Source organism: Dietzia sp. SYD-A1 (assembly GCF_015356725.1).
GTDB lineage: Bacteria > Actinomycetota > Actinomycetes > Mycobacteriales > Mycobacteriaceae > Dietzia.
This window is the reverse complement of record NZ_JADDKI010000642.1, coordinates 1-546: the sequence shown is the minus strand read 5'-3', so window position 1 is coordinate 546 and position 546 is coordinate 1. Positions and strand designations below refer to the sequence as shown.

Annotated in this window: 1 protein-coding gene and 1 pseudogene; both read right to left on the bottom strand. The window is 73.1% G+C overall.

The window, feature by feature from the left end:
* Positions 1-319 (bottom strand): NADH-quinone oxidoreductase subunit K (locus tag IY392_RS18025; protein ID WP_194861975.1); only part of this gene is annotated, 319 nt, incomplete at its 3' end.
* Positions 320-546 (bottom strand): annotated as a pseudogene (locus tag IY392_RS18020) (hypothetical protein); the annotation flags it as partial.

Genomic DNA, 546 nt, shown 5'->3' with positions numbered 1-546 from the left:
GGTCCCGCCCCCCGCCGTCGACCACGTCGTCCACGTCGTCCGCGTCGTCCTCGTCGAGCTCGTCGATGCGGCGCGCGAGCACCACCCCGAGCCCGGTGAACGCCACGGTGATCACGATCCCGGTCAGGGCGAGGGCGTGGGGGACGGGGTCGGGTTCGTCCGCCCGTCCGGCGACGGCCAGCAGGACGACCAAAGTGCCGGAGGCGGCCACGTTGAGGGCGACGAGCCTGCGGAAGCGGTCGGCGGCCAGCAGCATCACGACCAGTCCCAGCACCACCAGGACGCAGCCGACGGTCGAGTACCACGCGAAGGAGGTCATCTAGCGCTGACCTCCTTCGATCCGGCCACCGCTGTTCCGGCCGTCCCCGATCCGCGAGGTGTCCCGACGCACCGCCAGGAAGATGAGGGTCAGACCCGCTCCGATGGACACGGTGAGCGCGGTCTCCACGCCGATCGTCGCGGCCGACTCCCACCCCGGGGGCATCGCCAACCAGTGGCCGGCCAGCAGCAGCCCCAGGCCCCCGGCGGCGAGGAACGCGGCGGGGC